The organism is Hadarchaeum sp. (SeqCode), assembly GCF_049969415.1.
In the GTDB taxonomy this organism is placed as follows: domain Archaea; phylum Hadarchaeota; class Hadarchaeia; order Hadarchaeales; family Hadarchaeaceae; genus Hadarchaeum.
The window spans coordinates 1-13,635 of the sequence record NZ_JBMFOX010000001.1 but is presented as its reverse complement, the minus strand read 5'-3'; the positions used below and the strand labels follow the sequence as shown (position 1 = coordinate 13,635).

Genomic DNA, 13,635 nt, shown 5'->3' with positions numbered 1-13,635 from the left:
GGTGTTGTCCAAGATTCCGAGCTATTCGCGCGAGCTGGGTCTGGACCTCAGGAAACCGGAGGACCGTTTCAAGTGGTTTCTGGCCTCGCTGCTCTTCGCCAAAAGGATTTCCGCAAACGTGGCCAAGAAGACCTATCAAATGTTTGAGGCCGAGGGTCTGGTGACTCCGGAGGCGATTCTGGCCGCGGGCTGGGACAGGCTGGTTGAGGTGCTGGACGCGGCGGGTTATGTGCGTTACGACTTTTCCACGGCCTCGACGATTCTCGACACCGTGGGCAGAATCCAATCTCGGGGCGGCCTCGAACGCCTGCACCAGACTGCCGAGAATGCGCGAGATCTGGAGCGGAGGCTTCAGGAGCTGAAGGGGGTGGGCCCGGTTGCCTGCAACATCTTCCTGCGGGAGCTGCGTGGAATCTGGCCCAAGGCGAAGCCCAGCCCATCTCCGGTGGCCCTGCGGCTGGGCGAGAGCCTGGCGCTTACCCGTTACCAGGTCCAGCGGTTTGAATCGGCCTTGATCAGGATCCATCTGGAATACTGCAAGCGGAGGAAATGCGTCAGCTGCCCTCTGGGAAAATACTGTCGCAGCTTCACGCGGCCGAAGAGCCGATAGTTTTCACTCGATGATGGGGAGTATCTCGGCCATGATGAAGTCGATGAACTCCTGGACCGTGGACCTGCTGAAGAGGGTGACCACAACGTTTCTGGTGACTCCCACGACCAGGCCCCGCTTGGCCACCTCCCAGACCACATACCACAGCTTTCCGTGCTCCAGATATTCGCGGTAGAGATTGGTGTCCGCCAGACCCGATCCCGCCAAGGCCAGCTTGCCCACGCCCGGGATGTCCACGTTGTCGAACCAGATCAGCTTCGTCGCATGCGGGTTGGATTCGTGGAGCTCCTTCAGCGTCTCGTGGGTGATCTTGGTCTCGACGATGGCACCCGTTTTAATGAAGATGATGTCGCTCAGTCGGTTGGCCACGTAGTTCGTCAGCAGCTTCTTCACCCCCCGGGCCTTCGAGGGCGCGAGCACGATCAGGAAGAGACGCCCCTTGTACCTCTTGATCCAGAAGGGGACCTCCTCGGTCACCACCGTTTCGACCAGGCCCCGCTTGTAGTAGCGGCTGATGACGAAGTCCTTGCTGAAGATCGCGGAGAAGGAGTCGCCCTCAAGCTTGGGCTCGAGGATCTCGGTGGTCAGCTTCTTGGTCTCCTTGCCCGAACCGTAGGGCTCCTCCTCACGGAAGGACCTGAGCTTGCGCGCGACGAGGGCCAGCTCAACCGGCTCCTTCAGCTCGAAGATCTTTGCCACCAGGACCATGGCCGTTGCCCCCCAAGATTTAAACGCAGACGTTGTCTTATATAGGAACTGCCAAGTTTTAACTGATTTCCATGGCGGCCCTGATCCGGGAGATCATACTTGAGAACTTCATGTCCCACGAGTACTCGAGGGTCCCGCTCAAGTCGGGGCTCAACATCATCGTCGGGCCCAACGGCGCGGGGAAGTCCTCGATACTTCTCGGGCTGGCGGTGGCGCTGGGGCAGACCTACACCGAGCGCTCGCGCCGCCTCAGCGATCTTATCCGGAGGGGCAAGGATCTGGGCCGCGTCAGCGTTGTTTTTGACAACTCGCCGCGGGACGGGAAAAGGCCGATTGCGAGCATAAACTCCGACACCATCGTCCTCTCCCGATATCTGAGCCGGGACGGGAACTACTGGCATGAGATTAACTCCCGGGCCTCGACCAAGGGCGAGGTCATGCACCTGCTGCGCCGGCTGTCAATAAACCCGGACAACATGCTCATCATCATGCACCAGAGCATGATCGATGTCTTCGGGGCCATCGACGCCAAGGAGAGGCTGAAGGTGGTGGAGGAGGTCGTCGGGCTGAAGGAGTACCGGGACATGATCTTGGAGGCGCGGGAGAAACTTTCCCACAGCCTCAGCGAGGAGGAGGCGATAAAGAGCCTGCTGGAGAAGGCCCAGGAGACGCTGCGCTACTGGGAGGGCGAATACCAGCGCTTCCGGAAAAAGCAGGAGCTGGGGTCAAGGAAGCGCGAGCTTGAGATCGAGCTGGCCTGGTCGAAGTTCTTCCGACAGATGGAGTCGGTGAGCAGCCTGGAGCAGAGGCTGAACGAGCTGGAGGGTGAGCTGAAGGAGGTTGCCGATGACCGGCTTCGGAGCCATCGGGAGGAGCAGAACTGGGAGAAGAGGCTGCAGGAGCTTGATTTCGAGATAGATGCCACCTACCAGCGGCTCATCGAGCAGGAGCGGGCGCATGCCGAGGCCGAGGCGCGCGGCAAGATTCTCGAGAGCCTGGGCAAGAGCTTTCAGAAGGTCAGGGATGAGTTCCGGGAAATCCTAGCCGGTTTTGAGTCGGATTTAACGCGGGCCCACCGGGCGGCGATGGAGGCCCTGGAGCGGACGAAGGAGACCCGGTCTAGGCTGGTCGCGGTCAAGAAGGAGAGCGAGCGGGCGAAGGAATCCTACATCAACGCTCGGGTCAGGGGGGCGGTGCTCGAACTCAAGCGCGAGCTGCTGGAGAAGGAGATCTCCGAGGTTAGGTCGGAGCTGAGAAAGGCGAGGCGGGAGCTCGAAGAGGCCGAAGCCGAGGCCAGCAAGATCGGGCCAAGGGTCGAGACCAAGAGGAAGCCACAGGAGGTCACGGACGAGCTGAAGGCGACCACCATCCAGCTGGCCAGCCTCGCCGACGTCTCCCCCGATGTCGAGCGGATGTACCTCAGCTACCAGAACACGCTGAAGGAGCTGCAGGCGAAGGCCGAGGTCGCTGCGGCCAACCGCAGGCGGGCGCTGGAGGAGCTGGACCTGCGCCGGCAGAAGTGGAAGGGTGAAATCAACAAGCTGCTCCGCGAGGTCAGGGTGAGGTATCAGGAGATCCTGAAGCGGGTCAACGCCACGGGCGACGTCAGGCTGGAAAATCCCGACGACATCGACGAGGCGGGGCTGCAGCTGCTCGTCGGCTTCAGGGGGGCCGAGCCCCAGGTGCTGGACCCGCACACGCAGAGCGGCGGCGAGCGCACCACGGCGATCATGTGCTTCCTGCTGGCGCTGCAGCAGCGGATCAAGTCACCGATCCGGGCGATCGACGAGTTCGAGATGCACATGGACCCGAGAAACCGCGAGCAGATGATGACCGAAATCCTCAACTCGATGAAGGACGAGGAGGCGCAGTACATCATCATCACCCCCGGCAGGCTGGTGAACGTGGAAGGGGTCCCGAATGTGATCACGGTCCAGAACATAGCTGGACTGTCCAGCGTCAAGGTGGCGGCCTAGATGACGGAGCGACAGGAGCTGCTGCAGCGCATCGTGGAGCTCTGCGACTCGGTGAGGAAGAGCGGGCTGGACCCCTTCGATGTCGAGGTCCGGGAGTTCTTCGACCGGCTCCGGGAGCTGCTGCCCAAGCTGAAGACCAACGAGGAGCTCTACCTCGACGTTCAGGCGGTGCTCGGGCTGGCCGACGTCATCTTCCAGCAGGGCGAATGGATCAAGCACAAGTCCTCCCTGCTCTACTTGGACCCGCTGCTGATCACGCTCAAGCTCTACGCGCTCCAGCCGCAGGATCTGGCCGAGGTGCTCGTCCGCGCCTGGCATCCGATCATCGACCTCGAGAGCCTTTCCCTGCCCGCGCTCCGGGAGGGGCTCGACTACTGGCGCAACCTTCCCGGGCTGGACGAGAGGTTCAAGGAGCTTGAGGTCACCGAGGTCATGACCGGGGAGATAGCGCGCCGGGAGCTGGCTAGGATGGGGATACTCAGCGACGAGGACCTCACCGCCCTGCTCGACCGGACCTGGAGGGAGCTGAAGGAGGCGGTTGGGGAGAAGGAGTTCATCTCCTACTGGAGGTTCATCCAGGGAAAGACCTTCGAGGAGACGGTGTTTCGGGCCTGGCTGGTGAGCTTCCTGGTGAGCTACGGCTATGCCACGCTGGACATCGACCCGCTCGAGGAGGAGATCAACCTGAAGCCGCTGCCGAAGCCGCAGGTGCTGGAGAACGTGGCGACATTTTCCGTGCCCATCGCCATCAGCCGCGAGGAGTGGCTGAAGAGGAGGAAGAAGCGTGCCTGAGGCCCCGGACGTGGTTGAGCTCAGGGAGAAGCTGGCGCGGGCGGCCCAGCTGCTCTTCTTCAGGCACCACATGCAGCCCGGGGCCAAGGCCTGGGAGCTGAGGCGGGCGCTGGGTCGCGACTACGAGCAGATCTTGAAGCTGCTGGATGCCGAGCTGGAGAAGCTGGGGCTGGCGGTGAAGCGGGTCAGCGAGGCGGGAGAGAGCTCGGAGTCTGACCGCTACTTCATCACCCTGCGTGGGCATCCCAGGCTTTCCGACGCTAGGACCTTCGGCTGGCGGGTGGACGACATGGCGATGCTCACCGTGGCGCTGGCCCACATCCTCTCTCGCGGGGGCAAGGCACCGCTGAAGGAGGTCGAGCGCATCCTCCAGGAGAAGTTCCCCCGCTGGCGGGTGGAGGCGACGATTGACCGCTTCATCAGGCGGGGCTACCTCTCCGAGGATGAACAGGGTTTGCTTTACCTCGGCTGGCGGGCGATGGCCGAGGTGGACCAGAGGGAGCTGCTGGGGCTGCTGCTTGGGAAGGAGAAGGCTGAAGGCGCTGAGGAGAAGGAGAAGCCGGAGCAGGAGAGTCAGTAGTAGCCTGGCCGGTAAATCGTCCGGAGGATAATGTTGCTTTGATGAAACTTAATTAATAAGGCGATAAGCTAAAGATGTAAGCGGTTTTAACGTGAAGCTCGGTAACTCTGCGCTCCGCATTCTGGCGGCGGTGATCGCTGGCGTCGTTGTTCTGACCATATTGGGTGTGGTCCTACTGGGAAATTATGGAACTCCGGGCGTGGAATTCTATCATTCCGGACTCTCCCGCGATACCAGCCCCAACGTGACCCGGGAGGATTTCGCGGAGCTGGTAGCAGGCAACACCGGTTTTGCCCTGGATCTCTACCAGCGGGTCAGGGCCTCTGAGGGCAACCTGTTCTTCTCCCCCTACAGCATTTCCCTGGCGCTGGCGATGACCTACGCGGGCGCCCGCGGCCCCACCGCCCAGGAGATGGCCGAGGTGCTCCGCTTCACCCTGCCGCAGGAAAGGCTGCACCCGGCCTTCGACGCACTGGATTTAGCGCTCATGGCCCAGAACAGCGAGAACTTCCGGCTCAACATCGCCAACTCGATCTGGGGGCAGATCGGCTTTGAGTTCAAGCGGGAGTTCTTGGATGTCCTGGCTGTGAACTACGGGGCCGGATTACGCGGCTTGGATTTCCAGGGGGACCCCGAGGCAGCCCGGGTCAGGATCAATGACTGGGTAGGCGAGCAGACAAATGAGAAGATAAAGGACCTGATTCCACTAGGTGCCATCGACACCTACACCCGGCTGGTGCTGACCAACGCGATCTACTTCAACGCGATGTGGCAACATCCGTTCTCCGAGAACCTCACTGCCGATGGCGTCTTCACCCTCCGCGACGGCTCTCAGGTCACCGTGCCGATGATGTCCTGGCCCAAGAGTGAATCCATCCGCTACTCGAAGGGGGAGGGCTACCAGGCCGTCGAGCTGCCCTACAGGGATACCTCGGTGGCGATGCTGGTCATCCTGCCGGAAAGTTTTGAGGAGTTTGAGGCCGGTCTGACGGTCGAAAGTCTGCGCGAGATCGTGGGCGGTTTGGAGAGGCAGAATGTGGTAGTGAGGATGCCGAAGTTCCGCTTTGAGTTTCCGCTCGACCTGACGAACGCGCTCGCCGGGATGGGCATGCCCACCGCGTTCACCGATCGGGCCGATTTCACCGGCATGGCTGACGACAGGCTGTTCATTAGCAAGGTGCTGCACAAGTCCTTCGTTTCCGTCGACGAGAGGGGCACCGAGGCGGCGGCAGCGACCGCGGTGATCATGGAACTTACGGCCACTTTGCCTCCGCCGATTAACGTCTCGCTAGACCACCCCTTTATCTTCCTGATTCATGACACCAGCACGGGGGCGGTTCTCTTCCTGGGGCGCGTGCTCGATCCTCGAAGTTGATAATACAAAAACAAGTAGCTTAAACGGTGCCGAACTGAAGCAAACAAAATCGCAAATGATGCAAGTTATAGGTTAGTTTAAAACAGCGCGCGCGGTTAACCACTGCAGCACGAACTTGCCGCGGGTTTTTCTTCGGCAGGTTTCTCCTTCTTCTTCACCGCCTTCTTTTTCTTGGCCATTTCTCCACCCCCCACCTTGATTTTTCGAATTAAATTGCCCGTTTGAATTAATAAAGGTTGTTTGGGCCTCAGACACAAGAAACAATTTAAGAAGCAGCTCCGAGTTTAACTGGGGAGGGTTGAGGTGGATAAGGTCGAGGAAGCCGTTAAGAGGATTGATAAGAGCAAGCCCGCGACACCGATACCACTGAACTATGACGACGAGCTGAAGTATATCTGGGGCAAGAAGTGGGGCGCCCAGAGCGAGATCGGAAAGCTCCGGGAGGTGCTGGTGCAGCGGCCCGGTCCCGAGGTTGCGCCGCCGAGGGGAGATTGGACGTGGTTCGGCATGAAGGCTGCGCCGGATCCGGATAAGGCCGCGGAGCAGCACGACCGCTTCGTTGAGATCATGAAAGAGGAGGGGGTGAAGGTCCACGGGATGAACGCCCCGCCGATGGCGCGGGGACCGTATGCGGTGCTGCAGGGCCTCTGGGGGACGAGGGACTTTGGCTTCGTGGTCAACGGAGGCGCCATCGTCCACCGCATGTCGCTACCCTGGGATAGGGGTGGCGAGGTCTGGTGGGCGAAGCGGGTTATGGAGCTGGGTTGCCCCATCCTGTACACCGTTCGGGGGTCGGGGACCTTCGAGGGCGGGAACGTGGTCTGGCTCGATCCGGCCCACGTCTGCATCGGGAGGAGCATCCGGACGAACCAAGAGGGGATAGATCAGGTCTCGAGGGTGCTGGAGTCAGTGGGGGTTGAGGAGGTTAAGGTGGTTCCCATTCCGGGATGGTTGGAGAACACCGACTGGCCTGCGGGTGGTTTCGCCCACCTGGACTGTGTTTTTGGATACGTTGGTGATGGCCTGGCGCTGATTTACCCGCCCGCGGTCCCCTACGATTTCTTGGAGTATCTCAGGGAGAAGGAGATCAACCTGATCGAGGTCCCGCCCGAGGAGGCGAAGGACTATGCCTGTAACACTTTGGCCCTCGCGCCCGGCAAGATTGTGATGCTGGCGGGTTTTCAGTTCACCCGGCGGAGGCTGGAGAAGGAAGGGGTGGACGTTATCGCGGTGGAAATGAGCGAGTTCATCAAGGCGGGCGGGGGGCCGCACTGTGCCACGGCACCGCTGATACGAGACCCGGGGCCCAAGCTGTAATGCCGTTTGAATGGGTAAAACACAGATGATGGCTAAGCAACTGTTTAAATGATAGAGTCAGAAAAGGAATGGGAAGCGAATGGCGAAATGTAAAAGCTGCGGGGCCGACCTGCCCGAGGACGCCCGTTACTGCTTCCGCTGCGGAAAACCGGTGGCAGGAGTTTCCGAGGAGTTCTCCGTTTCCGCGGAGGATCTGGTGAAGAAAATCAAGGAGCTCGTGCACGAGGGCAATATAACCCGGATCATCGTCAAGGATGAAAAGGGCAGCACCCTGATTGAAATCCCGGTCACGGCCGGCATCATCGGCGCGTTGCTGGCGCCGTGGCTGGCGGCCCTCGGTGCCGTCGCGGCCTTTGTCACCAAATGCACCATCATCGTCGAGAAGCGAGAATAGTTGGGCGCAGCCGGCCCTCATCCCAGCAAGAGTTTTCCGGATTATCTGAGAAGCCGTTTCGCATCTCTTCGCATCAGCCCGCGCACGAAGAGCCTGGCCCAGCTGAAGACGACCAGCGAGCCGATGATGTTGGCCAGCACGATGCCCCACCAGACACCGAGCAGCCCGTAGTTGAGGACGAAGGCCAGGATGAAGATGAAGAGCAGCGTCAGCACCAGCGCGCGGAAGACCGTCGCCATCAGGGAGCTGACCCCACGCCCCACAGCCTGGAACAGCGCCGACGATTGCATCCCGAAGGAGACGAAGGGCCAGAAGAGGCAGATGATCCGGAGGAACAGCGTCAGGTCGCCGGCGATGCGGGCCGCGCCCTCGGAGTAGGTGAACACGGCGGCGATCTGCGGGGCAAAGACGAACGTTATCCCGGTCACGACCGCCTCGATGAGCAGGCCGATCTTGATCGCGTGCAGGTGTGAGACGCTGATCTTATCGTAGGCCCTCTCGCCGAAGGCCGCGCCGCAGACGGCGACCACCGCGGTGGCGATCCCGTTCAGCGGCAGGGTGCCCACGGTGGCCACCCTCCAGCCCGCGGAGTAGACGGCGACGCCATCGGTGCCTCCCTGCGAGATGAGGACGATGAGGAAGTTGATCAGCAGCATCGAGAGTGACATCGAGACTTGGACTATCGACGAGGGGATGCCGACCCGGAGGATGTCCTTCACGATTTCCCCGTGGAACCGGAAGCCCCGGAAGCGGATGGAGACGTAGGTGTCGTTCTTGATCGCCAGCCAGTAGAGCAGCAGGGCCGAGGAAACGGACATCGAGAGCACGGTGGCCAGCGCGGCCCCGGCAACACCGAAACCGAGCACGTAGATGAACATCGGGTCCAAGATGATGTTCAGACCGGCGCCGAGCCCGAGGGCGTACATCGCCCGCTTGGCGTCCCCCTCACCCCTCAGGATGGCGTTGCCGACGTTGTTGAAAAAGAGGAAGACGGCCCCGGCGGAGATTATCCGGGCGTAGTCCACAGTCATCCGGAGCGTGCCACCGGCTCCGATCGCCCCGAAGATGGGCTCGGTGAAGATGACCAGCGGCACGGTGAATATCACCGCGGAGATTACCACGAGGACGATCGAATTAGTGGCAGCGCTGTCGGCACCGGCCTTATCCCGGGCCCCGATTCTGCGCGCGATGGCCGAGCTGCTCCCGATTCCAATCCCGGTGGATATCGCCATCATGATGAAGTAGAAGGGGAACACGAAGCCCACGGCGGCCAGGGCGTCGGCGCCGATGCCCGCCACCCAGATGGCGTCGGCGAGGTTGTAGGTGGCCTGGATCAGCATCGCCATGATCATGGGCAGGGAGAGCTTGACGATGGCCCTCTTGGGATCCCCGAGCAGGGTCTTGACCCCCTCGGTGTAGGCTTCCTCCGGGACCGGCAGCTCTTCAGACATCCTCCCCACCACTGTTTTTCTTGGCCGAGGCGTTGGCTATCAACCTCTCCAGAAACTCGAATAGTTTCTCCCTTTCCTCCGCGGAGAACCCGGTCAGGAGCAGCTTGGTCCAGTCCTTGAGCGTCCTTTCCACAGTGGGACGGAGCCGTTTCGCCTTTTTGGTCAGGCAGACCCGATAGGCCCTCCGGTCGGCCTCGTCCGTCCGCCGTCTCACCAGACCCACCCGCTCCAGCTTCTCTATCGCCCGCGTGCAGGTGGCCTTGTCAATGTTGACCTCGTGGGCCAAGTGGTCCTGATTGATGCCATCGCCGCGGTAGAGCCGCATCAGGAGGGGAACCTGACCGCTGCCGATGCCGTATTTTCCCAGCCTTTCGTGAAGGTAACTGCCTTTGAGCCGGTGAAGGTAGGAGATCAGCCGCCCGATTGACTTGAGTTCATCCATTGCCGAGCCTCCATCAAAGAGCACGGTCGGTCGATATAAAGGTTGCTATTGCAACTATTTTCACCCTAAATCTAGGAAAACGTTTATTCCTCCGCGGCTAGGTTATCAGGGTAGCGATGCTCGAGGAGGTCAGGGAAATCCAGAGGAGGTTCGGCATCATCGGCCGGGAGCGGGAGCTGGAGCAGGCCCTGGCGGTGGTCCGGGCAGGGCGGCACCTCCTGATCGAGGGGCCGGTCGGCGTGGGCAAGACCGTCATCGCGTTGGCCGTTTCCAACTACCTGCACAAGCAAGTCTTCCGCGTCGATGGTGACGAAAGGTATACCGAGCAGAAGCTCACCGGGTGGTTCGACCCGCCCATCGTCCTGAAGCTAGGCTACGTTAAGGAGGCCTTCATCCCCGGGCCACTGGTTCTCGCGATGCAGAACGGTGGCGCGCTCTTCATCAACGAGCTGAACCGGATGCCGGAGTCAGTCCAGAATGTGCTGCTGCCTGCGATGGACGAGTACAAGATTGAGATACCGAAGATCGGCAGCATCACCGCCGCCGATGGCTTTGTCATCATCGCCACCCAGAACCCTAGGGAGTTCATCGCCACCAGCCCCATCTCCGAGGCGCTGCGCGACCGCTTTGAGCTGGTGACGCTAGGCTACCAGCCTGAGCCCGAGGAGATCGAGATTCTAAGGCTACACACAGGAATTGACGACGTTGATTTCTCCCGGCTGGTCGTCCGGATAGTCAGGGCGACCCGCGAGCATCCCGAGATCAGGCGGGGGGCCTCGATCCGGGCCGCGATCAGCGTGGCCCGGCTTGCCGTCCAGCTGGGTGGCAACGCTGAGGCGGTCAGGAAAGCCTGCCGCTTGGCCCTGCCCACGAGGATTGAGCTGAGGGAGGAGGCCCAGAGGCAGCCCGCTGAGGTCATCGACGCGATAGTCGATTCAGTTATGAAAAGAACTCCCGGCTTCGAGAAGGCCAACGTACAGCCTGAAGTAAAAAAAAAGACTTGATTGAGCCCCCCGTTTACACCGTGATTTTTTCCGAGAAATCGGGGAATCGGGCGGAGGACGGGGATGTTGGTTGGCTGATTGCGCGGAGCTATCCCGATGTCAAAAACAGACTAGATGAGAGGCAGCGCGAGGAGCTCAGGAAAATAGCCGTCAGGGCGATCCTGCGCCGGGCGCTGAGGAGCCTTGGTCCGACGAAGCGGTCCGCCAAGCTGAGGCGGGACAGCTACCGCTTCGGCGCCGACGAGATCGACCTCGAGGCCACCTGCGAGCGGATCATCGGGAAGCCGGACTACCGGGCCGAGGACATCGTGGTGGAGACGAGGGAGCAGAAGAAGTTGGCCTGCGCGCTGATGGTTGACACCAGCCTCTCCATGGCTGGGGAGAAGCTGGCCGTGGCCGCCGTCGGGGCCTCGATGCTGGCCATCGAGCTGAGGGAGGACAGCTACGCCGTGGTCACCTTCAACTCCCAGGCGCGGGTCGTCAAGGCGATGGGGCAGAGAAAGGACGTCCGTCAGGTCATCTCCGACCTTCTGGAGACCAACGCCTTCGGCTACACCGACATGGAGGAGGGCCTGAGGGCAGGGTTGAGCCAGCTGGAGAGGGCCACATCCGGTGAGAGACTGGGAATAATCATCACCGACGGCAAGTGTTCGGAGGGATTCCATCCTGAGAAGGTCGCGCTAGGCTTTCCCAAGCTCTGCGTGATCATGGTTGAGTCGCCGCATTCCGACGCCGGCACCTGCTCCTTGCTGGCCGAGCTGGGCCGGGGCAGGGTCTACCGGGTTAAGGACTATCTCCAGATACCCGGAGCCATCAGAAAGCTCCTCAGTGATTTTGCTTAGTTTTAAAGTCCCTCATCCGCAGCGACAGCGCAGTGGCTACCAAGGCGACGGCGACCAGCCCCGTGAAGGCCCAGTGGAAACCGAAGAGATCGGCCGCGTAGCCCACCGCCACCGTGGAGATCAGGCTCAGACCCTGTGACATCCCGAAGACCAGCCCCACGAACATCCCGGTGCTCTCCGGAGGTGCTAGCTCCGAGGAATAGAGCAGCCCCACGCAGCGCGTCGACTGGCCGAAGAAGCCGAAGAGAATGAGGAAGACGATGGCCAGCGGCCCAGAGGTGTTTATGAAGCACAGCAGGGAAAAGGCCAGTAGGAGTAGCGAGATGGTGAAGGTGTTTCTGCGACCGATGTAGTCCGATATTGTGCCGCCCAGAGGTTCAGCGATCACGCCCATGCCCCAGACCAAGCTGCTCAGCAGACCCATCTCGATCGCGGTGTTGCCTTGGACTGAATAGAAGTACACGGGCATGAAGTTGGTGAACCCTCGGAAGACGAACAGGCTCAGTCCGTAGACTAGGCCCAGCAGGATTATCGGCCACCAGAGAATTTTACCACCGCTGCTCTTAGACCCGGGCTCAGGCTCCTTCACCACCATCCAGAGCAGTAGGGCGGCGAAGCAGGCGGGCAGGAAGAGGAGGGAGACAGTGGGCCTCCAGCCGATGGAGTAGGCTAGGGGGGTCAGCAGCAGCGGTGAGGCGAAGAAGCCGATGGCCCCGCCGGCGCCGTGGATTCCCATGAATCTGCCCTTGTGGTCCGGGTAAAGCGAGGTGATGATCTTGGTGGCCTGAGGGTGGTAGGAGCTGAAGCCGATCCCCATGATTACGGCGAGGATAAGCAGCGAGGTGTAATCCTGGGCAAACTGCAGCGCCGAGACTGAAATCCCGTAGAGGGCCAGCCCGAAGCACATCAGCGGTTTCCGCTTGTGATGTTTGTCGGCTAGGTGTCCCAGCAGCCCGTTCAGGACCACCGCAGAGCCGAGGTAGACGCCCAGCAGCACACCACTCTCGAAGTAGCTCAGCCCGAACTCGGGGATGAATAGGGGCAGGAACAGCGGCAGGATGAACTGGAAGAAGTCGTTGAAGAAGTGGGCGAACGTCATCACGGACAGCGGTAACCAGCGGCCCCTCATCGGCGTCACCTTTTATCTCAACTGTTATCTTCGGAGGGGTTAATAAACGGAGAAGGTTCAGCATTTTGCCAGCCGACGCACCCGCCTTTTCAGCGCCGGTGACGGCCCCTTCCGGTGAACTGCGGCAATTATCTCAGCTATGTGGGACATCTCGGAGGGGCCCATCCCGCGGTGGGTCACCTCGGCGACCCCCAGCCTCCCGGCGACATCGATGAAGACGTTGACCTCCTCCAGTTTCCGGCAGAGCCCCTCCGCGGCCCCGGGGTCGAGGTCCAGCAGGATCTGGTGGCTCTCGGTGTAGTCCCGCTGCTGGAACCGGACCGGGACTCCCGATTCGTCGAGGGCTCGGCCCAGCGCCTTGGCGTTCCTGACTACGCGTCCGCCGTAACCCCTGTCTCGCAGCAGCTCCTCGAGGGCGATCCCGAGGGCGGCGATCCTGTTCACGTGGGGGTTGTCGACCAGCCCGATGCCCGTCTCCAGGTCGATGTCGAGGAAGTTCCTGAGCCTCTGCTCGTGCTCGCTGGAGCTGGTCAGGATCAGTCCACCCTGGGGGCCGTAGAGAGATTTGTGGGTGCTGCCGAAGAGGACATCGGCGCCCTCCCGGAGCGGGTCCTGAAATTCCCCGCAGGCAATCAGGCCCAAGATGTGGGAGCCGTCGTAGCCCAGAAGGCAGGGGATGTTCTCGCTGCTGAGGAACTGGCGCAGCTCCCGGACCGGGTGGGGAAAGAGGATGTAGGAGGCGCCGAGGATTGTTAGCCGCACGCTTTCCGCCGCGATGGTTTTTCTGGCGTGGTCAAGGTCGATCTCGTAGCTCTGCTCGCTCACGGAGAGGGGCACCCTGTGGCGGTGGAACTTTTGCACCCCGAGCGGAAAGCCGCCGGTGCTGAATGGGACCATGGCAACTTTTTCTCCCGGGGCGGTGAACGCCAGCATCACGGTCTCATCGCGCGTCAACGACCCGCGCGTTGCCGAGCAACTCTCCATGGTCGTGATCCTGCCGGTCCTGGCGCTGTTC

The 13,635-nt window shown here is 61.3% G+C and carries 14 protein-coding genes and 1 pseudogene; 9 read left to right on the top strand and 6 right to left on the bottom strand.

Going from position 1 to position 13,635, the window contains the following annotated elements:
- The first annotated feature begins 4 nt into the window (after window positions 1-4).
- The gene (locus ACP5PX_RS00075; RefSeq protein ID WP_428082744.1) at window positions 5-610 is read left to right on the top strand and encodes a hypothetical protein; all 606 of its coding nucleotides are present in this window, start codon (window positions 5-7) and stop codon (window positions 608-610) included.
- A 3-nt stretch (window positions 611-613) separates the two neighbouring features.
- Here the strand turns inward: ACP5PX_RS00075 and ACP5PX_RS00070 are convergent, their stop codons facing one another.
- Window positions 614-1,318, bottom strand: coding sequence for a hypothetical protein (locus tag ACP5PX_RS00070; protein WP_428082743.1), 705 nt, complete (start codon window positions 1,316-1,318; stop codon window positions 614-616).
- 71 nt (window positions 1,319-1,389) lie between these two features.
- Here ACP5PX_RS00070 and ACP5PX_RS00065 point away from each other — a divergent pair, with 71 nt between their 5' ends.
- From ACP5PX_RS00065 to ACP5PX_RS00050, 4 genes are all read left to right on the top strand, one after another.
- Window positions 1,390-3,294 carry an AAA family ATPase gene (locus ACP5PX_RS00065; RefSeq protein WP_428082741.1) on the top strand — a complete coding sequence of 635 codons (1,905 nt, stop codon included), beginning with the start codon at window positions 1,390-1,392 and terminating at the stop codon, window positions 3,292-3,294.
- Window positions 3,295-4,086: a hypothetical protein gene (locus ACP5PX_RS00060; RefSeq protein ID WP_428082738.1), complete on the top strand. Its 792-nt coding sequence runs from the start codon at window positions 3,295-3,297 to the stop codon at window positions 4,084-4,086.
- On the top strand, window positions 4,079-4,666 hold the full coding sequence (locus ACP5PX_RS00055) for a hypothetical protein (protein ID WP_428082736.1): 588 nt from the start codon (window positions 4,079-4,081) through the stop codon (window positions 4,664-4,666). Before ACP5PX_RS00060 ends, ACP5PX_RS00055 begins: the two co-directional genes overlap by 8 nt.
- Window positions 4,667-4,757: 91 nt before the next feature.
- The gene (locus ACP5PX_RS00050) at window positions 4,758-6,041 is read left to right on the top strand and encodes a serpin family protein (RefSeq protein ID WP_428082734.1); all 1,284 of its coding nucleotides are present in this window, start codon (window positions 4,758-4,760) and stop codon (window positions 6,039-6,041) included.
- Between the two features lie 72 nt (window positions 6,042-6,113).
- Here the strand turns inward: ACP5PX_RS00050 and ACP5PX_RS00045 are convergent, their stop codons facing one another.
- Complete coding sequence (locus ACP5PX_RS00045; protein ID WP_428082732.1) at window positions 6,114-6,296, bottom strand: hypothetical protein; 183 nt, start codon at window positions 6,294-6,296, stop codon at window positions 6,114-6,116.
- Between the two features lie 48 nt (window positions 6,297-6,344).
- Here ACP5PX_RS00045 and ACP5PX_RS00040 point away from each other — a divergent pair, with 48 nt between their 5' ends.
- Both ACP5PX_RS00040 and ACP5PX_RS00035 read left to right on the top strand, forming a co-directional pair.
- Window positions 6,345-7,358, top strand: a complete 1,014-nt coding sequence (locus ACP5PX_RS00040; protein ID WP_428082730.1) for a dimethylarginine dimethylaminohydrolase family protein — start codon at window positions 6,345-6,347, stop codon at window positions 7,356-7,358.
- 79 nt (window positions 7,359-7,437) lie between these two features.
- On the top strand, window positions 7,438-7,752 hold the full coding sequence (locus ACP5PX_RS00035) for a DUF4342 domain-containing protein (protein WP_428082728.1): 315 nt from the start codon (window positions 7,438-7,440) through the stop codon (window positions 7,750-7,752).
- A gap of 41 nt (window positions 7,753-7,793) precedes the next feature.
- Here ACP5PX_RS00035 and ACP5PX_RS00030 read toward each other — a convergent pair whose 3' ends face one another.
- Window positions 7,794-9,203 carry an MATE family efflux transporter gene (locus tag ACP5PX_RS00030; RefSeq protein WP_428082726.1) on the bottom strand — a complete coding sequence of 470 codons (1,410 nt, stop codon included), beginning with the start codon at window positions 9,201-9,203 and terminating at the stop codon, window positions 7,794-7,796.
- The gene (locus tag ACP5PX_RS00025; RefSeq protein WP_428082724.1) at window positions 9,196-9,645 is read right to left on the bottom strand and encodes a MarR family winged helix-turn-helix transcriptional regulator; all 450 of its coding nucleotides are present in this window, start codon (window positions 9,643-9,645) and stop codon (window positions 9,196-9,198) included. Before ACP5PX_RS00025 ends, ACP5PX_RS00030 begins: the two co-directional genes overlap by 8 nt.
- A gap of 116 nt (window positions 9,646-9,761) precedes the next feature.
- Here ACP5PX_RS00025 and ACP5PX_RS00020 point away from each other — a divergent pair, with 116 nt between their 5' ends.
- Together ACP5PX_RS00020 and ACP5PX_RS00015 are read left to right on the top strand one after the other, a co-directional pair.
- Window positions 9,762-10,649 carry an AAA family ATPase gene (locus ACP5PX_RS00020; protein ID WP_428082722.1) on the top strand — a complete coding sequence of 296 codons (888 nt, stop codon included), beginning with the start codon at window positions 9,762-9,764 and terminating at the stop codon, window positions 10,647-10,649.
- Window positions 10,646-11,491 carry a vWA domain-containing protein gene (locus ACP5PX_RS00015; protein WP_428082720.1) on the top strand — a complete coding sequence of 282 codons (846 nt, stop codon included), beginning with the start codon at window positions 10,646-10,648 and terminating at the stop codon, window positions 11,489-11,491. Before ACP5PX_RS00020 ends, ACP5PX_RS00015 begins: the two co-directional genes overlap by 4 nt.
- On the opposite strand, the gene ACP5PX_RS00010 is transcribed toward ACP5PX_RS00015, so the two are convergent.
- Window positions 11,475-12,620, bottom strand: coding sequence for an MFS transporter (locus ACP5PX_RS00010; protein ID WP_428082718.1), 1,146 nt, complete (start codon window positions 12,618-12,620; stop codon window positions 11,475-11,477). The genes ACP5PX_RS00015 and ACP5PX_RS00010 overlap by 17 nt on opposite strands.
- A gap of 57 nt (window positions 12,621-12,677) precedes the next feature.
- A pseudogene (locus ACP5PX_RS00005) lies at window positions 12,678-13,635 on the bottom strand (hypothetical protein); the annotation flags it as partial.